This window comes from Streptomyces sp. Tu 2975, assembly GCF_009832925.1.
In the GTDB taxonomy this organism is placed as follows: domain Bacteria; phylum Actinomycetota; class Actinomycetes; order Streptomycetales; family Streptomycetaceae; genus Streptomyces.
Window position 1 is genome coordinate 3,087,687 of record NZ_CP047140.1, and the last position, 19,567, is coordinate 3,107,253.

Here is a 19,567-nt window from a genome sequence, read left to right on the forward strand (position 1 = left end):
CGTCAGGGCTGGGGCGGACGGCGGTCGGTGTCCTTGTCCGGATCGCCGTCACCCGGCTCCACCGGGGGCGTGAACGTCCCCGTCGGCGGCGTGATCGTCGTCGTGGGCGTCGGGAACTCGTCCGTCGGCGTCGGGTCCGCCGTACCGGTGTCCGTGGGCGTCGGAGTGGGGTCCTCGGTCTCGGTCTCCGTCTCCGTGGGCGTCGGGGTCGGGTCCTCGGTCTCCGTCTCCGTCTCCGTCGGGGTCGGGTCCGGGCTCGCGATCTCCGCCACGTCGAGGTCGAACTCGGCGTCGGAGCCGCCGTTCAGCGCGCCGAGCGTGTAGTCGGCCCAGATCCTGGCGGGGAAGCCACCGCCGTTGGCGCGGCCGGCCTGTGCGGTGCCCGTGAGGGACACCTGGCCGCCGCCGTCCTTGGGCGACTCGCCGAACAAGGCCACCACCGTGGTGAGTTCGGGGGTGTAGCCCGCGAACCAGGCGGACCGGTTCTTCTCCGAGGTGCCCGTCTTGCCCGCCGCCTCGTAGAAGCTCGACTTCGCGGCGATGCCGGAGCCGTTCTTCACCACGCCCGTGAGGCCCGCGGTGACCGTGTCGGCCGTCTCACGGCTGATCACCTGGCTGCCGACCGGGTCCTGGACCTCGAACTCGCGGTCCTTGTGCTCGGCCTTGCCGACGATCGTCGGGGTGACTTTCTTGCCGTGGTTGTCGAGGGTCGCGTAGACACCTGCCATGTCCCAGGTGGAGGCGCCCATCACGCCCAGCGAGATCGCGGGACGCTCGGGGAAGTTGACGTCCGGCATGCCCAGTTCGAGCGCCGTCTCCTTCACCTTGTCCAGACCGACGTCGACGGCCATCTGCGCGAAGGCGGAGTTGATCGACCTGTTCAGCGACGTCTGGACGCTGACGGGGCCGTAGCTCTTGTCGAGGTCGTTCTGCGGGTTGAACGGGGTGTCGCTGCCCTCGACCGGCCGCTTGCTGGTGCCGTCGTAGACCGTGTTGAGGCCGATCGGGTCGCCGTCCTGCGTCTCGGACTCGTTCTCCAGGGCGGAGGCGAACACGACCGGCTTGAAGGTCGAGGCCGGCTGGTAGTCGCGGCGGGTGGCGTTCGACATCCAGTGCTCGGTGGCGTCCACACCGCCGTAGAGGGCCACGACCTTGCCGGTCTTCGGGTCGACGGAGGTGGCACCGGCCTGCACGGTGGCGTCGACCTTGTCGCCCTTTCGGTCGAGCTCGTCCTCCAGCTGCTTCTTGACCGCGCCCTCCAGCTCCTTCTGGCGCTTGGAGTCGATGTTGAGGGTGATCGTCCAGCCGCCGGCGTCGAGGTCGGCCTTGTCGATGCCCTGGCGGGACAGCTCCTGCTTGGCGGCCTCGACGATGTAGCCGGCCTGCCCGCTGAGACCGGCCGGGGCCTTCGGGGCCTGCGGGGCGGGGAACTTCAGGCCGTCGCGGGTGCTCTTGTCGAGCCAGCTCTCCTCGACCATGTTGTTGAGCACGTAGTTCCAGCGGTTGGTGACCGTCTCCTTGGTCTCGTCGGAGGCGACGGCCCAGTCGTAACTGCTGGGGGCCTGGACGAGAGCCGCGAGGTAGGCGCCCTGGGCGACGTTCAGCTTCTCTGCGTCGACGCCGTAGTACGCCTGCGCGGCCGCCTGGATGCCGTACGCGCCACGGCCGAAGTAGCTGGTGTTGAGGTAACCGGCGAGGATCTCGCTCTTCTCCCTCTTCCGGTCCACCTTGAGCGAGATCACCAGTTCCTTGAGCTTGCGGCTGACCGTCTGGTCCTGGTTCAGGTAGTAGTTCTTGACGTACTGCTGGGTGATCGTCGAGCCACCCTGCTTACCCTCTCCGGTGAGGGTGTTCTTCAGACCCCGGAGTGTGCCCTTGATGTCGACGCCCGAGTCCTCGAAGAAGGTCTTGTTCTCGGCCGCGACGAAGGCGTACTGAACGTCCTGGGGAATCTTGTCCAGGCCGATGATCTCCCGATTGACCTTGCCCTCCCGGGCCAGGAGCTTGCCGTCGCTGTACTTGTAGACGTTGCTCTGCAGCTTGGCCTCTGCGTTGGCCTCGGGGACCGGGACGAGCAGGTAAGCCACGAAGAACGCGCCCATCGCCAGCAGGCACAGGCCGAGGAACGTGCCGAGCATCTTCTTGAACGTGAAGAAGCGGCGTATGCCCGAGGGCCTGGTTTTTCTCGCCCGGCGCGCACCGCGCTGCCGGGCCTGTCGCGCTTCCGCTCGACCCATCGCTCCGTCGCTCCCGCTCTGTCGGCCTGCCGGCTCACTCGTCCGGCGTTCTGGTCACCGGTGTCTGCCCGGAATCAGCTCAGAAAGCTAACACCGGTCACCCAGACAAAGAGGAGCTGATCCCCCCTTTTCCGGACGTGAGAATGAGCACCCCGTCTCAAGGAACCGACTCATGAAAGGGCTCGAGGGTTGCCACATGCGGTAAAGTGATATCAGTTTGCTAGACCGACGACGGACCGGCGGACGGCCTCGGCCGTGCGCGGAAACGGGGACGACCATGCCTGCCACCTCCCGCCACGACGCGGTTTCCGGCGTCGCGAACAGCGCGCCCGACGCACCGGAAGTTCCGGAGATGCCCCAGCCGCGGGTGCGAGAGTTCGCAGCACACAGCATCGGAGGCGGCTTGGCGCTGCTGCTCGGCCTCGTCGGGCTTGCGGCAGGTGCGGCGCTCGTCGTCGTCGCCACGGCGTTCGACTCGGCCGGCACCAAGGCCGTACTGATCACCGGCGGCATCGTGATCGGCATCGCCGCCTTCCTCGCCATGTGCGGACTGAACATGGTCGCCCCGGGTGAGGCCCGCGTCGTCCAGCTCTTCGGCCGCTACCGGGGCACGATCCGCACGGACGGACTGCGCTGGGTCAACCCCCTCACGTCCCGGACCAAGATCTCCACCCGGGTGCGCAACCACGAGACGGCGGTACTGAAGGTCAACGACGCGTACGGCAACCCCATCGAGCTCGCCGCGGTGGTCGTGTGGAAGGTCGAGGACACCGCGCAGGCCATGTTCGAGGTCGACGACTTCCTCGAGTTCGTCTCCACCCAGACCGAGGCCGCGGTCCGCCACATCGCCATCGAGTACCCGTACGACGCCCACGACGAGGAGGGCCTGTCGCTGCGCGGCAACGCGGAGGAGATCACGGAGAAGCTCGCCGTGGAACTGCACGCACGGGTCGAGGCGGCCGGCGTCCACATCATCGAGTCGCGCTTCACCCACCTCGCCTACGCGCCCGAGATCGCCTCGGCCATGCTCCAGCGCCAGCAGGCCGGCGCGGTCGTGGCCGCCCGGCGCCAGATCGTCGACGGCGCGGTCGGTATGGTCGAGGCGGCCCTCGCCCGGATCGCCGAGCAGGGCATCGTGGAGCTGGACTCCGAGCGCAAGGCGGCCATGGTCTCCAACCTGATGGTGGTGCTGTGCGGTGACCGCGCGGCCCAGCCGGTCCTCAACACGGGCACGCTCTACCAGTGACGCCGCCGCCCTCCGAACGCAAGCAGGTGCTCCTGCGGCTGGACCCGGCGGTGTACGAGGCACTCGCCAGGTGGGCCGGGGACGAACTGCGCAGCGCGAACGCGCAGATCGAATTCCTGCTGCGACGCGCGCTGGCGGACGCCGGCCGACTGCCCTCCTCCACCGGCCCCATCGCCCGGCGCGGGCGGCCGCCCAAGGCGCAGCCGGGGCGCCGGGCGACGCCGGGAGCGGAGCGCCGTAGCGGCGGGGCGACTGCGGACGGGAGCGGGAGTACCCGCTCCCGTCCGGTTCTTCCCCGGGGCCGGAGCCCGGGAGGATCGGGGCCGGAGCTCGGGGACGATCGCGGGCCGGGGACCGGGGATCGGGGGCGCCCCCGCTATACACGACGGGTATACACCCTGAGTACAGTGGCCCGTATGTCCATCGGTCACACTCTCCTCGGCCTCCTCGAGGCCGGCCCCCGCCACGGCTACGACCTGAAGCGGGCCTTCGACGAGCGGTTCGGGCAGGACCGCCCGCTGCACTACGGGCAGGTCTACTCGACCATGTCCCGGCTCCTGAAGAACGGTCTCGTCGAGGTCGACGGAGTCGAGTCCGGAGGCGGGCCGGAGCGGAAGCGGTACGCCATCACCGACGCCGGGATCACCGATGTCGAGCGGTGGCTCGCCCGGCCCGAGAAGCCGGAGCCGTACCTTCAGTCGACGCTCTACACCAAGGTCGTCCTCGCCCTGCTCACCGGCCGCAGCGCCGCCGAGCTGCTCGACGGCCAGCGCGCGGAGCATCTGCGGCTGATGCGGATCCTCACCGACCGCAAGCGCCGCGGCGACCTCGCCGACCAGCTGATCTGCGACCACGCCCTGTTCCACCTGGAAGCCGACCTGCGCTGGCTGGAACTGACCGCCGCGCGACTCGACCAGCTCGCCTCGGAGGTCCGGGCGTGATCCCCGCCGGTTCCCTGCTCGTCGCCGACGGCCTGCGCAAGACCTTCGGATCCACCACCGCCCTCGACGACGCCTCGTTCTCCGTCCATCCCGGCGAGGTCGTCGCCGTCATGGGACCGTCCGGTTCCGGTAAGTCGACCCTGCTGCACTGCCTCGCCGGCATCGTCCGGCCCGACGCCGGCTCCGTCACCTACGCGGGCCGTGAGATCACCGGCCTGTCGGACACGGAGCGCAGCGCGCTGCGCCGCTCGGACTTCGGGTTCGTGTTCCAGTTCGGCCAGCTGGTCCCGGAGTTGAGCTGCGTCGAGAACGTGGCGCTGCCACTGCGGCTCGGCGGCGTGAAGCGCAAGGAGGCCGAGCGCACGGCGCAGGAGTGGCTGGAGCGGCTCGAGGTCGGGGACACCGCCCGCAAGCGGCCCGGCGACATCTCCGGCGGGCAGGGGCAGCGGATCGCGGTGGCCCGCGCGCTGGTCGCCTCTCCCAAGGTGGTCTTCGCCGACGAACCCACGGGCGCCCTGGACACCCTCAACGGCGAGCGGGTGATGTCACTGCTCACCGACACGGCCCGCCTGCGGAACACGGCCGTCGTGCTCGTCACCCATGAGACGCGCGTCGCCGCCTATTCGGACCGGGAGATCGTCGTCCGTGACGGCAGGGCACGCGACCCCGAGCGGGTCGTATGAGCACGACCCGGCACGAGCCGCACCCCGCATCCGCCGCACCGGTCCTGCCGCACCCCGCGCAGCGTCCGCACCGCGGGCCGGCCGCACGGCTGCGGGACCTCGCCATGGGCATCCGCTTCGCGGTCTCCGGCGGCCGTGAGGGTTCGACCCGCACCGCGCTGACCGCCCTCGGCGTGGGGCTCGGGGTCGGGCTGCTGCTCATCGCCGCGTCCGTACCGCAGATGATGGACGCCCGGGACAGCCGTACCGCTGCCAGGACCGCCGTCGGACCGGGAATGGGCAGGCAGGTTCCGGTCTCCGCGACGAGCGTGGTCACGGCGCCCGCCGACACCGACTACCGCACGCAGACCGTCGGCGGCGAGATCCTGCGGCCGGACGGAGCGGCTCCGGCGCTCCCGCCGGGCCTCGACCGCGCCCCGGCGGCCGGCGAGATGTACGTCTCCCCCGCGCTCGCCGATCTGCTGGCCTCCCCCGAGGGAAGGCTGCTGAAGGAACGTCTGAACCACCGCACGGTGGGCCTGATCGGCGAAACCGGGCTTCTGGATCCGGGTGAACTGCGCTTCTACGCGGGCAGTTCCACCCTCACCACCGACACCGGCGGTGTGCGGGTCGACGGGTACGGCACACGGGGCGGCGGGGATCCGATGGCCCCCGTGCTCATCGTCGTCGTCGTCCTGGCGTGCGTGGTGCTGCTGGTACCGGTGACCGTCTTCATCGCGACCGCCGTCCGCTTCGGCGGTGAACAGCGCGACCGGCGGCTCGCCGCCCTGCGTCTGGTGGGTGCGGACGCCCGGACGACCCGCTGGATCGCGGCCGGAGAGGCGCTGTTCGGCGCCGTGCTCGGACTGGCCGTCGGTGCCGCGGCGTTCGCCGGGGGGCGGCTGATCGCCGGTTCCGTGCGGGTGTGGGACCTGAGCGCCTTCCCCTCCGACGTCGTACCGGTGCCCTGGCTCGGCGCGCTGATCCTTCTCGCCGTGCCGGTCGTGTCGGTGGTGGTGACGCTGCCGGCGATGCGCGCCGTGACGGTCGAGCCGCTGGGTGTCGTACGGCGGTCGGCGCCGCGCCGCGGCCGCTTGTGGTGGCGCCTGCTGATGCTGCCGGCAGGGCTGGCCGTGCTCCTGGCGACCGGCACCGTCGGCCAGGACCCGGAGGTCGTCGAACCGTGGCCGGTCGCCGCGGGGACGCTGCTGGTGCTGTTCTCGCTGACCGCGCTGCTGCCCTGGCTCGTCGACGCCGTCGTCCGGCGGCTCGGCCGCGGCCCGGTGGCGTGGCAGCTGGCCGTGCGCCGGCTCCAGCTGGGCAGCACCTCCGCGACCAGGGCGGTGGGCGGCATCACGGTCGCGGTGGCGGGAGCGACAGCGCTGCAGATGGTGTTCGCCGCGGTGCACGACGACTTCAACCGCGTGACCGGACAGGACTCCGAGCGGGCGCAGCTGACCGTCTCCGCCGAGTTCCCGAGCGGTGAACTGGCCGGCGAGATGATCACCGAGTTCCGTGCCACGGAAGGCGTGCGGGGCGTGATCGGCACGGTGGAGGCATACGTGGTGTCCCCGGAGCCCGTCGCCGAGGGGGACATCCGGCCGACGACCGCGCTGACGGTCGGCGACTGCCCCACCCTGCGGGAACTGGCGCGGATCCGCTCCTGCGCGGACGGCGACACGTTCGTCGTGCACAGCGCACGTGACGAGCCGGCGTCCGACTGGATCGACAGGACCGCCCGGAAGGGCAGGCCGGTGAACCTCAACAGCGACACCCCGTTCGACGGGTCCGCGCCGATGCTGTGGACCCTGCCGGAGCGGTCACCCACGGTGATGGCGCGCCCCGACCCGGTGGGTGAGGAGCACACCGGCATCTTCGCGACACCGGGCGCCGTGGACGTGTCGGCTCTCCCCGGCGCCTGGACCACGGCGCAGGTGCAGATCGACGAGAGCGTGCCGGACGCGAGGGAGTTCGTACGCAACGCCGCCGCACGGATCGACGCCCCGGTCCTGGTCCGGACCATCCACAAGATCGAACGGGACCGTCAGTACGAGAGTGTACGGACCGGGCTGCTGGCAGCCGCCACGGCGACGATGGGGCTGATCGCGGCGTCGATGGCGGTGGCCCAGATCGAACAGCTCAGGGAACGCAGGCGGCTGCTGGCGGTCCTGGTGGCCTTCGGCACCGGCCGCGCCACGCTGGCCTGGTCGGTGCTGTTGCAGACGGCCGTCCTGGTGGTGCTCGGTACGGCGATGGCGGTCGCGGCCGGCATCGGGCTGGGTACGGCGATGCTGCGGATTATCGGGAAGCCGGTCACGCACTGGGGACCGTTCCTCCCGGTCGCCGGCATGGGCGCGGGCCTGATCCTCGTGGTGACGCTGCTGAGCGTGCCGGTGCTCGTCCGGCTGATCCGCCCGGGGGGCCTCCGGACGGAGTGACGCCCGCCCGGTGCGGTCCGTCGTCTCAGGGCGCGACCCGCACCGGCAGTGCGGCCATCGCCTCCCGCAGCGCCTTCGCGAACTCCTCGAACTCGCCGCCCCGGGCGGCGCCCGACCGCATCGCCAGCGCGATCCGGCGTGACGGCGCGGGATCGGCGAACCAGCCGGTCTGGAGGCGGCCGGCGCGGCCGGTTTCCACATCGACGGCCGTCCGCGGCAGCAGCGTCACGCCGAGGCCGCCCGCGACCAGCTGGACGAGCGTGGCGAGTCCCGCGGCGGTCGTGGTCACGGGGGCGCCTTCGGTGCGGCCCGCCTCGCGGCAGATGTCGAGGGCCTGGTCCCGCAGGCAGTGGCCCTCGTCGAGGAGGAGCAGATGCAGCTCGCGCAGCGCCTCGCGCGGGATGTCCTGACGGCCGCCGAGCCAGTGGTCCTCGGGGGTGACCAGGACGAAGTCTTCGTCGAACAGAGGCAGTTCGGTGACTCCGGGCACCCCGAGCGGCACGGCCAGCAGCAGCAGGTCCAGCCGCCCCGCGCCGAGCCCCTCCAGCAAGGACGAGGTCTGCTCCTCATGGACCTGGAGATCGAGGTCCGGGTACCGCTCGTGGACCAGTTTCAGGACGGTCGGCAGCAGATACGGTGCGACCGTCGGGATCACGCCCAGCCGCAGTACGCCCGTGAACGGCGCCCGTACCGCTTCCGCCTCGTCCATGAGCGCGCCGACGGCTTCCAGCACGGCCCTGGCCCGGACCGCGAGCCTCTCCCCGGCCGGGGAGAGGAGCACCTTGCGCGTCGTACGCTCGAGGAGCTGGACACCGAGTGCCTCCTCGAGCGCCGAGACGGCACCGGACAGCGCGGGCTGGCTCATCCCGATTGCAGCCGCCGCGTCCCGGAAGTGAAGATGCTCCGCCACGGCCGCGAAGGCGCGCAGCTGTGCGAGGCTCGGCTGTTTGCCCCTGTTTGACATGACCACTGATAGGTACCTCCGATCGCGATGACCGAGTCTAGCTATTTCCGCGATCAATGCACTCTGTGCCACTATCAAGATCCGTCCAACCCCACCGGATGCCCCCAAAAGGGAATTCCTGTTTGCAAGGAGAGCGCGTGCTCACTGTCGGTGACCAGTTCCCCACGTTCGAGCTGACTGCCTGCGTCTCGCTGGAGAGCGGCGAGGAGTTCGAGCAGATCAACCACAAGTCCTACGAGGGCAAGTGGAAGGTCGTGTTCGCGTGGCCCAAGGACTTCACCTTCGTCTGCCCGACCGAGATCGCCGCGTTCGGCAAGCTGAACGACGAGTTCGCCGACCGTGACGCCCAGATCCTCGGCTTCTCCGGCGACTCCGAGTTCGTCCACCACGCCTGGCGCAAGGACCACGCCGACCTGCGTGACCTGCCCTTCCCGATGATGGCCGACTCGAAGCACGAGCTCATGCGCGACCTGGGCATCGAGGGCGAGGACGGCTTCGCGCAGCGCGCCGTCTTCATCGTCGACCCGAACAACGAGATCCAGTTCACCATGGTGACCGCCGGGTCCGTCGGCCGTAACCCCAAGGAGGTCCTGCGGGTGCTGGACGCCCTGCAGACCGACGAGCTGTGCCCGTGCAACTGGACCAAGGGCGAGAACACCCTCGACCCCGTCGCGCTGCTGTCGGGCGAGTGATGCCACATGGCTCTCGATGAACTGAAGGCCGCCGTACCGGACTACGCCAAGGACCTGAGGCTGAACCTCGGCTCGGTCATCGGCAACAGCGAGCTTCCCCAGCAGCAGCTGTGGGGCACCGTCCTGGCCTGCGCGATCGCCTCGCGTTCGCCGCGGGTGCTGCGTGAGCTGGAGCCGGAGGCGAAGGCCAACCTCAAGCCCGAGGCGTACGCCGCCGCCAAGTCGGCCGCCGCGATCATGGCGATGAACAACGTCTTCTACCGGACCCGGCACCTGCTGTCGGACCCGGAGTACGGGACGCTCCGCGCCGGTCTGCGGATGAACGTCATCGGCAACCCCGGTGTGGAGAAGGTCGACTTCGAACTGTGGTCGCTCGCCGTCTCCGCCATCAACGGCTGCGGCCAGTGCCTCGACTCCCACGAGCAGGTGCTGCGCAAGGCCGGAGTGGACCGTGAGACGGTCCAGGAGGCCGTCAAGATCGCCGCGGTGATCCAGGCCGTGGGTACGACGCTGGACGCAGAGGCCGTCATGTCCGAGTAGTCCTCGCGCACACGCAGAAGGGCCCCGCCCGACCGTTTCCGGTCGGGCGGGGCCCTTCTGCGTGCCGTCAGCTCTTCAGCCTGGCCAGCAGGGCCCTCATGTCCTCGACCAGCATCGGCTCGAAGTCGCTCACGTCGGTGAGCGGCTCGCCGGTCTCCGCGTCCCAGTCGCTGGTCGTCGACAGGGAGACCACCGCCTGGCCGTCCAGCACTTCCAGAGTGACGCCGCCGCTGTCCCGGACGACGAAGGCCAGTTCACCGAGACCGTCGACACGCCGCAGTGCCGTCGTTCCGTCGGCACCGGTCGCGTCGTCGACGGCCGCGTCGTCGACGGCCGTGTCCTCGACGGCCGTGTGCCGGGCGGCCATCATCCCCTCGAACTCGGGGCCGGGGTCCGTCTTCTTGTGCAGGGTGTAGCCCACGGAGACGCTCGGCAGCGAGCCCAGCTCGTTCCCGTCCTCGTCGGTCGGGAGCTCGTACCCCTGCGGCCTCATCTCGATGTAGCACGACACGTCGTCGAGGCTCTCGTGCGTACTGCGCCATGCCGAGCCCTGGTCCACCCGCTCGCCGATCGCGGCCGTCAGTGCGTTCAACTCCGCGTCCAGGCACAGGTTCCGGCTCTCGCGGTACCCCCCGAGGTCCGGTTCGGCGGTTGCGTGCACATACAGGCCGCCGGCCCACACCGCCGACGCGACGACCGCGCCGCCGAGTGCCCACAACCAGGCGGGACGGGCGCGGCGCGGACCGCCCGGTCCCTGGCCCTGTCCCTCCGTCACGACGTCGTCGGCGGCCACGCGCTGTTGCGGGAGCTCGGCCGCGCCGAAGTACCCCTCCGGCACCATTTCCGGTTCAGAGATCACTCCGGCTCCTCAGGTGTCCGGCCCTGCGCGGGCCGGGCCTCCTCCGCCGCGGCCGTCGCCGCCGCCGCGTCGAGGGACGTCGAGCCGTGCGGCGGCGGGGAGTGGCGCAGCGCCTGTTCCCTGCCGTACACCCGCAGATAGCCGACGACCGTGTTGGTCACGGCGACCAGCGGGACCGCCACCACCGCGCCGCCGATACCGGCGGTCAGACCACCACAGGCCACGGCGAGCACCACGGCGAGCGGGTGCACCCGCACCGCGCGGCCCAGGATGAACGGCTGCAGCACATGGCCCTCGATCTGCTGGACGGCGAGGACGACGACCAGCACCATGAGCGCCGTGAACACGCCCTGGGTGACCAGCGCGACGACCACCGCGAGAGCACCGGAGACGACCGCGCCGACCAGGGGGATGAAGGCGAAGAGAAAGATGAACACGGCGAGCGGCACGGCGAGCGGCACATCGAGGAAGTAGATCCCGAGGCCGATGAAGATCGCGTCGATCAGTGCCACTATCACCGTGCCGCGGACGTACGCGGTCAGGGTGCGCCAGGCACGCGGTCCGGCGCCGGCGACGCCCTCCCGCGCCTGCGCGGGGACGAGCTTGAGCACCCACTCCCAGATACGCCTGCCGTCGTACAGCAGGAACAGCGTGGAGAACATCGCCAGCAGTATCCCGGTGACCACCTCGACCATCACGCTCACACCCTGGAGACCGGCCGAGGTGATCTCCTCGGTGTTGGTCCCGATGGTGTCGCTGAGGTTCTGCGCGATGTCGTTGATCTGGCTCTCCGTCACATGGAACGGACTGTCCAGGAGCCAGCGCTTCAGCTCGTCGATGCCGTCCCTGACGCGGTCGGAGAGGTTGTCCAGGTTGTCCATCACCTGCCACACCACGAACCAGCCGACCAGGCCCATGACGACGAAGCCGAGGATCGCCGTCACCGCGGTGGCGAAGCCCCGCGGGAGGCCGAGCCTGCACAGCCGGACGACGGTCGGCTGAAGCATCGCGGTGACGAGCAAGGCGGCCGCGAACGCCAGCACCACCAGCTGCACGGCGCTGATCGCCCGCATCAACACCCAGAGGGTGCCCGCCAGTACGAGCAGCCGCCAGCCCGCCTCCGCCGCGACGCGCATCCCCCAGGGGATGGCGGCGACCGGGTCGGGTCTCGCCGACACGGCGGGTGCGTACGCCGGCGGCGGGGGAACGCTCTCCGGGGACCGCGGGGCGCCGCCGAGCAGCTCGTCGTCGGTGTCCGGGGCGCCCTCGTTACGGCGCTCCTCCAACCGCTCTCCCATCCGGGTCAGCCCGGCGCCCACTCGGCCGAGCCATCCTGGAACCTTCGACATGATGCTTCCTCTTCCCCCGCCACTCTCCCCTGCGCCCCTCGAGGCACGGGTGTCCCCCGCCCGGGGAGTACCGGATTGAGACCGTACACGCACGGAGCCCCTCACCGTAGGACGGTGAGGGGCTCCGAAAAGTTGAGCGACCGGCGGACCGGAGGCCGACTAGTACCAGTGGTTCGCCTGCCAGAACGACCAGGCGCCGCACGGGCTGTCGTAGCGGCTGTCCATGTAGTTCAGGCCCCACTTGATCTGGGTGGCCGGGTTGGTCTGCCAGTCGGCGCCTGCCGTCGACATCTTGGAGCCCGGCAGCGCCTGGACGAGACCGTACGCACCGGAAGACGGGTTCTGCGCGCGGTAGTTCCAGCTGGACTCGTGGTCCACGATGTTGCTGAAGCACTGGAACTGGTCGGCGGGCACCATCTGGCGTGCCATCGCCTTGACCTCGGCGATGGTGTAGGACGCCTGGGTGGAGAAGCTCGAAGCGTCGCGGACGGCGTCGCGGTTGGCGCGGGCCTCGGCGGCCGCGGCCTCCTCGCGCTCCTTCTTCGCCTTCTCCTCGGCGGCTTCCTTCTTCGCCTTGGCGGTTTCGGCAGCCTGGAGGCGTGCCGATTCCTCGGCGGACTTCTTCGCAGCCGCGTCCGCGGCAGCGGCCTGTGCATCGGCCTGCTGCGTCAGGGACGACACCTGGATCTGGGCCTGCTCGCCCATGGGAATGTCCGCGAGAAGCGTCGCGTCGGCGGCAGTCGCCTCGAGGTTGTCGCCCGAGGGCTGAGTGTTGCCCGACGCGACGCCGACGACGGCGCCGACGGTGGTGACCGCAGTAGCCGAAGCCACTGCGAATCCCCGGACCGAGATCCGGCTCACACGGTTTCCTTCCAGCATCGCCCGCACAGGTGACCCCGCGAGCGAAATCTTGCCCCTGACGCTGGCCTCCCCACTGATCGGGTCACGGGAGGCGCGGGCCCGGTGGGCAACTCCCCGGGGGGAGCTGCCGCATTGTGCTCGCGGGCGGCATGCGACTGACATGTCTTGAATTGTGTGTTGCTGTGCACCAACTGTGGTGCGGATGTGTCGCATGCGGGGCCTGACGGAAGCAAGACTCTGCCGCAGGCCGAGGCCGCAAGGCAATTCTTCGTTGCGTGTGAAAGCTCACACCCCGTTTGAGCCTGGGCTTTTGGAGGAATCGGCGGACAGCACGACGCCGCCCGGCTACGCTCTTGCGCTTCGCCGGGCGACGTCAACTGACTTGCCCTTTTTGCCAGATAGGCCCCTGGGGCCTATCAGATCAAATGTGCCCGTCCTCCAGCATTTCGGTCACCAATGCGGCGATCTGGGAACGCTCCGAGCGAGTGAGGGTGACATGCGCGAACAGCGGATGACCCTTCAGTTTCTCCACCACGGCGACGACTCCGTCGTAGCGGCCGACCCGGAGGTTGTCCCGCTGAGCCACGTCATGTGTGAGGACGACCCGGGAATTCGCCCCGATACGGGACAGAACCGTCAGCAGTACGTTCCGTTCCAGCGACTGGGCCTCGTCGACGATGACGAACGCGTCGTGAAGGGAACGGCCCCGGATGTGCGTCAGCGGCAGGACCTCCAGCATGCCCCGGTTCAGGACCTCCTCGATGACCTCACGGCCCGCGACGGCGGACAGCGTGTCGAAGACCGCCTGCGCCCACGGGCTCATCTTCTCGGCCTCGGTGCCCGGCAGATAGCCGAGCTCCTGCCCGCCCACCGCGTAGAGCGGTCTGAAGACCATCACCTTCTGGTGCTGCCTGCGCTCGAGGACCGCCTCGAGGCCCGCGCACAGTGCCAGCGCCGACTTGCCGGTGCCGGCCCGGCCGCCGAGCGAGACGATGCCGACGTCCTGGTCGAGGAGCAGATCGAGGGCGATGCGCTGCTCGGCGCTGCGCCCGTGGATGCCGAACACCTCGCGGTCGCCCCGCACCAGGCGGACGTTGCCCTCGGCCGTGACCCGCCCCAGCGCCTTGCCGCGCTCGGACTGCAGCACCAGACCGGTATGGACGGGGAGATCGGCCGCCTCCGGTACGTACAGCGTCTCCTCGCCGTACAGCAGGTCGACCTGCTCCGCCGTCAGGGGCAGGTCGGTCATGCCCGTCCAGCCCGTGTCGGTGATGGCCAGCTCCGCGCGGTACTCCTCCGCGAGCAGACCGACCGAGGACGCCTTGATGCGCAGCGGCAGGTCTTTGGAGACGACCGTGACGTCGTACCCCTCCGCCTGGAGGTTGCGCGCGACGGCCAGAATCCGTGAGTCGTTGTCCCCCAGCCTGAAACCGGCCGGCAGTACGCCGGGATCCGAGTGGTTGAGCTCGACACGCAGCGTGCCACCGAGGTCCCCGATGGGCAGCGGAGAGTCGAGGCGGCCGTACCGGACCCGGAAGTCGTCCAGCAGGCGCAGCGCCTGGCGGGCGAAGTAGCCGAGCTCCGGATGGTGCCTCTTGGCCTCCAGCTCCGTCACCACGACGACGGGGAGCACGACCTCGTGCTCGTCGAAGCGGCTCATGGCTTTCGGGTCCGCCAGCAGGACGCTGGTGTCGAGAACGTAGGTGCGCCGGTCGTTCATACGGCGCTTTGTGCTGTTCACCACGGAAGGACGTACCCCCTCGGACGAGGTCGGGGTGCGACGGCGTCGCGGGCCATGGGTCCTCCCGCCGAAGCGGGAGACGGGCCGGGCTCAGGCCACGATGCGCGGGCCGAGCGCCGGCCCTCCGCGTGGTCCGCACCGCTGGTGCAGTCCTTCGTCGTGTGCAAAGGGCCTCCCGGGTGGGCGGCGTGAGCCGCTCACTGAGATCCGACGTTCGTGGATCGGACGTCGACCTGCAAGAGGTATGCCCTCGAACACCTGCGGCCATGCCGGCAGGGCGGGCGTCAGCCGGATGAACGTGCGGTGACGAGGCGCGTCGAGGGGGCGCGCGGCTGCCGCGCCGCGCGGGGGCCGGCGACGCGGCGGTTCCGGGCGGAGCGTGAAGGGGGCCGGGCAGCGGCCCGGTTCTCAGGGGGAAGCGGCCGCGGTCAGGCGCCGTAGCGGCGGTGGCGGGCCGCGTAGTCGCGCAGTGCGCGCAGGAAGTCGACCTTACGGAACGCCGGCCAGAAGACTTCGCAGAAGTAGTACTCGGAGTGTGCGCTCTGCCAGAGCATGAACCCGGAGAGCCGCTGCTCCCCGCTGGTGCGGATCACCAGGTCGGGATCCGGCTGACCCCGTGTGTACAGGTGCTCGGAGATGTGCTCGACGTCGACGATCTCGGCGAGCTCCTCGAAACTCGTGCCCTTCTCCGCGTGCTCCAGCAGCAGCGAACGGACCGCGTCCGCGATCTCCTGGCGCCCGCCGTAGCCGACGGCGACGTTGACCAGTATTCCCTTGACGCCCGCCGTGGCCTGCTCGGCCTCCTTCAGCACCCGCTGCGTGTGGTCGGGCAGCAGGTCCAGTGTGCCCACGTGGTGCACCCGCCAGCGCCCGTCGGCGGCGAGGTTGCGCACCGTGTTCTCGATGATGCCGAGAAGCGGCTTGAGCTCCTCTTCGGGGCGGTCGAAGTTGTCCGTGGACAGCAGCCAGAGGGTGACGACCTCGACGTCGGTCTCCGCGCACCAGCCCAGCAGCTCGGAGATCTTGTCGGCACCGGCCTGGTGTCCCTGTGCGGCCGTGCCGCCGGAGGCCTTCGCCCAGCGGCGGTTGCCGTCGAGGATGACACCGATGTGCTTGGGCACCTGGGCATGGTCGAGGCGGCCTTCCACCCGGCGTGCGTAGAGCCTGTACACCAGGTCGCGCAGGTTCACAGTTCTTACACCCCTCCAAGCGGCAGTCCCCGAAGGCGCAACCTTACTGCGGGCCGGGCACGGCGGCCCAACCCGGTGTGTCACAAGTCCGTGATAAGGAGGGAAGCGTGACTGATTCCCCCTATTACCTTGCCGACGCCGACCGCTACGGGTCCATGGAGTACCGCCGCAGCGGCCGCTCCGGCCTCAAGCTGCCCGCACTCTCCCTCGGCCTCTGGCACAACTTCGGCGACGACCGCACCCTCGGCTCGCAGCGCACGATCCTGCGCCGCGCCTTCGACCTGGGCGTCACCCACTTCGACCTTGCGAACAACTACGGACCGCCGCCCGGGTCCGCCGAGCTGAACTTCGGCAGGATCTTCGCGCAGGACTTCGCCCGCTACCGGGACGAGATCGTCGTCTCCACGAAGGCCGGCTATCTCATGCACCCCGGCCCGTACGGCGAGTGGGGTTCGCGCAAGTATCTGCTGTCGTCGCTGGACGCCTCCCTGAAGCGGATGGGCCTCGACCACGTCGACATCTTCTACTCCCACCGCTTCGACCCGGAGACTCCGCTCGAGGAGACCATGGGAGCGCTTGCATCCGCCGTGCAGCAGGGCAAGGCGCTGTACGTGGGCGTGTCCTCCTACAACGCGGAGCAGACCGCGGAGGCGGCCGGGCTGCTGAAGGAGATGGGTGTCCCGGCGCTCATCCACCAGCCCTCGTACTCGATGATCAACCGCTGGATCGAGAACGACGGCCTGCTGGACACCCTGGAGAGCGCCGGTATGGGGTGCATCTCCTTCGTGCCGCTCGCGCAGGGGCTGCTCACCGGCAAGTACCTGAAGGGCATCCCGGAGGGCTCGCGGGCCACCCAGGGCAAGTCGCTCGACCCGAACCTGCTGTCCGACGAGGTCGTGCGCCGGCTCAACGGACTCGACGACATCGCCGCGCGCCGTGGCCAGTCGCTGGCCCAGCTGGCGATCTCGTGGGTGCTGCGCGACCCGCGGATGACGTCCGCGCTCATCGGCGCGTCGAGCGTGAAGCAGCTCGAGGAGAACGTCGCGGCGCTGGCCGGGGCGCCCCTGACACAGGCGGAGCTGGAGGAGATCGACACCTTCGCGGTCGACACGAAGGGCACGAACATCTGGGCCGACCGGGGCTGAGGGGTCGGGAGGAAACATAAAACGGGCCGGTCCGTGGGGGGATACGGACCGGCCCGAGGGGGGTTTCCACCATAACCCTTCGTAAGCGGTGCGCGGTGCCACGCCATGCCGGAAGGAGCGCCGGAATTCGCCGTGGAGGGCGTGGGGCGGTGCGGCAGCGGGCCGGGAGCGGCCGGGCCGTACCTCCCACGGGGGACCCCGGCCGCGAGGCGCCGCATTGACGAACGGGCCCACGTACGGTCGAGCGATCGAACGGGACGGGGCCAGCGGGCACAGAGGACAGCATCTGACCTGTATGGGTCCTAGCGTCGCCGGTATGACGAAGAAGACCGCCGATGTGACATGGCCGCAGGCGAACGCCCGGCGGCTGGGCCGTCAGGGGCTGGCCGCCCCCGGGTCCCCGGGCCTCACCTCCTCCGCCGCCGTCGCCGGCGCGATGCTCGGCGCCCACGCGCAGGTGCTGTCCGCCGGGGAGCTGTCCGTCGCCCTGCGGCTGGCGCCCGGCGCCACCCGGGCGGACGTACGTCACGCGCTGTGGACGGACCGGACGCTGGTGAAGACGTACGGCCCGCGCGGCACCGTCCATCTGCTGCCCACGGCCGACCTGCCGATGTGGACCGGCGCGCTGTCTGCGGTGCCCGCCGGAAAGAACCCGTGGCCGGACGGCGTACGAATGACACCTGAGCAGACCGACGAGGTCGTCGCGGCCGTCCGTGACGCGCTGGCCGGCGAACCGCTCACCGTCGACGAACTGACGGAGGCGATCGTCGACCGCACCGGGCCGTGGGCGGGCGAGCGGGTGGTGGACGCCTTCCAGGACAAGTGGCCGCGCTGGCGGCAGATCACGCACACCGCCGCGCATCGCGGCGCGCTCGCCTTCGGCCCGAACCGCGGGCGCAACGTCACCTACACCAGCCCCGGGGTCACGCCGATGGACGGGCGGGATGCTCTGCCCGAACTCGTGCACCGTTATCTGCGCGCGTACGGGCCCGCCACACCCTCGGACTTCGCCCGGTGGCTCGGAGCGCCGCCGGCCTGGTCGGGCCGGCTCTTCACGGACCTGGCGGCCGGGGACAGGATCGAGGAGGTCACCTTCGAGGGCGCCCCGGCGTGGGTCGCCCGGGGCGACGCCGCGTTCCCCGATCCGGAACCGGCGCGGGGCGTGCGTCTCCTCCCCTACTTCGACGCGTACGCCATCGCCTGCCGGCCGCGGGACCGGCTGTTCCCGGGCGCGGCTCACGGGCGGGCGCTGGCCGGGGGCCAGGCCGGCAACTACCCGGTGGTGCTGGTGGACGGGGTCGTGGCAGGCGTCTGGCACCAGCGCCGCTCGGGCAGACGTGTCGCGGTGACGGTGGAGCCGGTCGGCGAGGCGCTGGAGCGGGCAGCGGCACGCGCCGAACTGGCCCGGGAGGCCGAGCGGGTGGGCGCGGCCCTGGAGGGCCGCGCCGAGCTGACGGTCGGCACGGTGACGGTCGGGCCGCACGCGTGAACCGCCGCCCCCTCGTCAGGTCAGCTCGTGGCCGGTCGTGCTGTCGACGTTGCCGGGGAGCTCGCCCTCGTGCCGGTCGCCCGTCGAGCTCGTTCCGGACGGCTCGAACATGAGGATGGAGCCGCCGGTCGAGGTGGGCCTGTGCTCGGTTCCCTTGGGCACGACGAAGGTGTCGCCCTTGCGCAGCTCGACGGTGGACTCGGTGCCGTCAGCCGCGCGCAGGGCGATGTCGAACCGCCCGTCGAGGACGAGGAAGAACTCGTCCGTGTCCTCGTGCACGTGCCACACATGGTCGCCCAGGGTGTGCGCGACCCGGACGTCGTAGTCGTTCATACGGGCGACGATGCGCGGACTGTAGACGTCGTCGAAGGAGGCGAGGGCTTCGGTGAGGTTGACGGGCTTCTTCGCGATGGCATCCATGGGGCCGATTCTGCGCGCCCGGGGGCGGCCGTGTCGCGCGTTTTCGCAGCGGCTCAGGCGGCCGCGAGCGCCCCCAGGACGACACCGGCCAGCGCCCCCACGAGCATGAACGGTCCGAAGGGGATCGTGCTCTTGCGGCTCGCGCGGCGCAGGGCGACCAGCCCGAGCCCGTACAGCGAGCCGAGCAGGAAGCCGGCGAACGCACCCGCGAAGAGCACCGCCCAGCCGTACCAGCCGAGTACGACGCCGAGTGCGAGCGCGAGTTTCACGTCCCCGAACCCCATGCCGCCGGGGTGGATCCAGAACAGCATGAAGTACGCGCCGCCCAGCACGAGTCCGCCCAGCACGGCCGTGGTCCACGCCCCGCCGGCCCCCGGCGACAGCCCGGCCACCCCGAGCAGCGCCGCGGCCGCGCCGGCCAGCGGAAGCGTCAGCCGGTCCGGCAGCCGCCGCACCCTCAGGTCGACCAGCGCCAGCAGCACCGCGAACGGCGCCAGCACCAGCCAGGCCGCCAACTCCGGCCGCGCGCCCGTCGCCGCGGCGAGAACGGCGCACGCGGCTGCCGTGACGAGCGGCGCCGCGAGCCGCGCCGGGACGGGAGCCGCGCAGCAGACGCCACCGAACCACCCGCCCCCCGGCCCCGCGTACACGTGCCCGGCCGGGCAGGCGTCCCGCCATGGCTCGCCCGCCCCGACGGACAGCCGGTACGCGGCCCGCGGGCAGAGCAGTCCGGTGCCCGCACCCCACAGGGCGGCGACGACGATCAGCGCTGCGTCCACGCACCGAGCGTAAG

General features: G+C 70.6%; 17 protein-coding genes. 8 read left to right on the top strand and 9 right to left on the bottom strand.

From position 1 onward, the window contains the following. Positions 1–2 precede the first annotated feature (2 nt). On the bottom strand, positions 3–2,237 hold the full coding sequence (locus GLX30_RS13375; RefSeq protein WP_159687833.1) for a transglycosylase domain-containing protein: 2,235 nt from the start codon (positions 2,235–2,237) through the stop codon (positions 3–5). A 352-nt stretch (positions 2,238–2,589) separates the two neighbouring features. On the opposite strand from GLX30_RS13375, the gene GLX30_RS13380 reads away from it, so the two are divergent. From GLX30_RS13380 to GLX30_RS13395, 4 genes are all read left to right on the top strand, one after another. Further along, on the top strand, positions 2,590–3,483 hold the full coding sequence (locus tag GLX30_RS13380; RefSeq protein ID WP_159695016.1) for an SPFH domain-containing protein: 894 nt from the start codon (positions 2,590–2,592) through the stop codon (positions 3,481–3,483). Between the two features lie 416 nt (positions 3,484–3,899). Further along, positions 3,900–4,424, top strand: coding sequence for a PadR family transcriptional regulator (locus GLX30_RS13385; protein WP_159687836.1), 525 nt, complete (start codon positions 3,900–3,902; stop codon positions 4,422–4,424). Continuing rightward, positions 4,421–5,107 (top strand): ABC transporter ATP-binding protein, encoded by a 687-nt coding sequence (locus tag GLX30_RS13390; protein WP_159687839.1) that lies wholly within the window; start codon positions 4,421–4,423, stop codon positions 5,105–5,107. Before GLX30_RS13385 ends, GLX30_RS13390 begins: the two co-directional genes overlap by 4 nt. Next, positions 5,104–7,524, top strand: a complete 2,421-nt coding sequence (locus GLX30_RS13395; RefSeq protein WP_244258136.1) for an ABC transporter permease — start codon at positions 5,104–5,106, stop codon at positions 7,522–7,524. Before GLX30_RS13390 ends, GLX30_RS13395 begins: the two co-directional genes overlap by 4 nt. A 25-nt stretch (positions 7,525–7,549) precedes the next feature. On the opposite strand, the gene GLX30_RS13400 is transcribed toward GLX30_RS13395, so the two are convergent. Then, positions 7,550–8,488, bottom strand: a complete 939-nt coding sequence (locus tag GLX30_RS13400; protein ID WP_159687842.1) for a LysR substrate-binding domain-containing protein — start codon at positions 8,486–8,488, stop codon at positions 7,550–7,552. A 137-nt stretch (positions 8,489–8,625) separates the two neighbouring features. On the opposite strand from GLX30_RS13400, the gene GLX30_RS13405 reads away from it, so the two are divergent. Continuing rightward, complete coding sequence (locus tag GLX30_RS13405; protein WP_159687845.1) at positions 8,626–9,180, top strand: peroxiredoxin; 555 nt, start codon at positions 8,626–8,628, stop codon at positions 9,178–9,180. A gap of 6 nt (positions 9,181–9,186) precedes the next feature. Continuing rightward, positions 9,187–9,720 (top strand): alkyl hydroperoxide reductase, encoded by a 534-nt coding sequence (locus GLX30_RS13410; RefSeq protein WP_159687848.1) that lies wholly within the window; start codon positions 9,187–9,189, stop codon positions 9,718–9,720. 67 nt (positions 9,721–9,787) lie between these two features. On the opposite strand, the gene GLX30_RS13415 is transcribed toward GLX30_RS13410, so the two are convergent. The 5 genes from GLX30_RS13415 to GLX30_RS13435 all read right to left on the bottom strand — a co-directional run bounded on the left by GLX30_RS13415 (position 9,788) and on the right by GLX30_RS13435 (position 15,720). After that, the gene (locus GLX30_RS13415) at positions 9,788–10,579 is read right to left on the bottom strand and encodes a hypothetical protein (RefSeq protein WP_159687851.1); all 792 of its coding nucleotides are present in this window, start codon (positions 10,577–10,579) and stop codon (positions 9,788–9,790) included. Next, positions 10,576–11,928 (bottom strand): AI-2E family transporter, encoded by a 1,353-nt coding sequence (locus GLX30_RS13420; protein WP_159687854.1) that lies wholly within the window; start codon positions 11,926–11,928, stop codon positions 10,576–10,578. Before GLX30_RS13420 ends, GLX30_RS13415 begins: the two co-directional genes overlap by 4 nt. Positions 11,929–12,087: 159 nt before the next feature. After that, on the bottom strand, positions 12,088–12,807 hold the full coding sequence (locus GLX30_RS13425; protein WP_208545411.1) for a transglycosylase SLT domain-containing protein: 720 nt from the start codon (positions 12,805–12,807) through the stop codon (positions 12,088–12,090). A 403-nt stretch (positions 12,808–13,210) separates the two neighbouring features. After that, positions 13,211–14,533, bottom strand: coding sequence for a PhoH family protein (locus GLX30_RS13430; RefSeq protein WP_159687860.1), 1,323 nt, complete (start codon positions 14,531–14,533; stop codon positions 13,211–13,213). A gap of 425 nt (positions 14,534–14,958) precedes the next feature. Beyond that, entirely contained in the window at positions 14,959–15,720 is a 762-nt protein-coding gene (locus GLX30_RS13435; RefSeq protein ID WP_159687865.1) for an isoprenyl transferase, read from the bottom strand. Positions 15,721–15,827: 107 nt separating this feature from the next. Between GLX30_RS13435 and mgrA the strand changes: the two genes are divergently transcribed. Together mgrA and GLX30_RS13445 are read left to right on the top strand one after the other, a co-directional pair. Beyond that, the gene (gene mgrA, locus GLX30_RS13440) at positions 15,828–16,865 is read left to right on the top strand and encodes an L-glyceraldehyde 3-phosphate reductase (protein WP_159687868.1); all 1,038 of its coding nucleotides are present in this window, start codon (positions 15,828–15,830) and stop codon (positions 16,863–16,865) included. A 316-nt stretch (positions 16,866–17,181) separates the two neighbouring features. After that, positions 17,182–18,354 (top strand): winged helix DNA-binding domain-containing protein, encoded by a 1,173-nt coding sequence (locus GLX30_RS13445; RefSeq protein WP_159687871.1) that lies wholly within the window; start codon positions 17,182–17,184, stop codon positions 18,352–18,354. Positions 18,355–18,369: 15 nt separating this feature from the next. On the opposite strand, the gene GLX30_RS13450 is transcribed toward GLX30_RS13445, so the two are convergent. Together GLX30_RS13450 and GLX30_RS13455 are read right to left on the bottom strand one after the other, a co-directional pair. After that, positions 18,370–18,774, bottom strand: a complete 405-nt coding sequence (locus GLX30_RS13450; RefSeq protein ID WP_159687876.1) for a cupin domain-containing protein — start codon at positions 18,772–18,774, stop codon at positions 18,370–18,372. Between the two features lie 53 nt (positions 18,775–18,827). Beyond that, complete coding sequence (locus tag GLX30_RS13455) at positions 18,828–19,553, bottom strand: A24 family peptidase (protein ID WP_167306822.1); 726 nt, start codon at positions 19,551–19,553, stop codon at positions 18,828–18,830. Positions 19,554–19,567 lie beyond the last annotated feature (14 nt).

Coding starts and splice junctions, on each gene's coding strand:
- GLX30_RS13420 (WP_159687854.1), bottom strand. CDS start 11,928: ATGTCGAAGGTTCCAGGATGGCTCGGCCGAGTGGGCGCCGGGCTGACC.
- GLX30_RS13410 (WP_159687848.1), top strand. CDS start 9,187: ATGGCTCTCGATGAACTGAAGGCCGCCGTACCGGACTACGCCAAGGAC.
- GLX30_RS13385 (WP_159687836.1), top strand. CDS start 3,900: ATGTCCATCGGTCACACTCTCCTCGGCCTCCTCGAGGCCGGCCCCCGC.
- GLX30_RS13375 (WP_159687833.1), bottom strand. CDS start 2,237: ATGGGTCGAGCGGAAGCGCGACAGGCCCGGCAGCGCGGTGCGCGCCGG.
- GLX30_RS13400 (WP_159687842.1), bottom strand. CDS start 8,488: ATGTCAAACAGGGGCAAACAGCCGAGCCTCGCACAGCTGCGCGCCTTC.
- GLX30_RS13425 (WP_208545411.1), bottom strand. CDS start 12,807: ATGCTGGAAGGAAACCGTGTGAGCCGGATCTCGGTCCGGGGATTCGCA.
- GLX30_RS13450 (WP_159687876.1), bottom strand. CDS start 18,774: ATGGATGCCATCGCGAAGAAGCCCGTCAACCTCACCGAAGCCCTCGCC.
- GLX30_RS13395 (WP_244258136.1), top strand. CDS start 5,104: ATGAGCACGACCCGGCACGAGCCGCACCCCGCATCCGCCGCACCGGTC.
- GLX30_RS13380 (WP_159695016.1), top strand. CDS start 2,590: ATGCCCCAGCCGCGGGTGCGAGAGTTCGCAGCACACAGCATCGGAGGC.
- GLX30_RS13445 (WP_159687871.1), top strand. CDS start 17,182: ATGACGAAGAAGACCGCCGATGTGACATGGCCGCAGGCGAACGCCCGG.